Source organism: Halomonas urmiana (genome assembly GCF_005780185.1).
In the GTDB taxonomy this organism is placed as follows: domain Bacteria; phylum Pseudomonadota; class Gammaproteobacteria; order Pseudomonadales; family Halomonadaceae; genus Halomonas; species Halomonas urmiana.
In genome coordinates this window covers 1-269 of sequence record NZ_VBUI01000102.1, presented here as the reverse complement: position 1 = coordinate 269, position 269 = coordinate 1, and the positions used below count along the sequence as shown (strand labels likewise).

1 protein-coding gene is annotated in these 269 nt (G+C 28.3%); it reads right to left on the bottom strand.

The annotated features are described in order from the left end of the window. Nucleotides 1-269 (bottom strand): hypothetical protein (locus FEI13_RS19145; protein ID WP_158294577.1); only part of this gene is annotated, 269 nt, incomplete at both ends.

Genomic DNA, 269 nt, shown 5'->3' with positions numbered 1-269 from the left:
ATTATTAACTTTTAATAAAGAAACTACAGCACTAGTGTTTGGACCAGTTCCATAGTAAGTTTTAATATTGGTTAAATACCAACCTGTATCTACAAGTCCTGAAGGAATATTCCTATCTTTAAATATTTTCCCATTATTATTTATTTCATTTTGAGTAGCTACATCTGGAGTTCCTGCACTTAAAAAGTAACCTATAGTTGGTTGATTATTTCCTTCATAAGTACTAAATTCAATATAATCTGAACCACATATACATACAATATTACCTA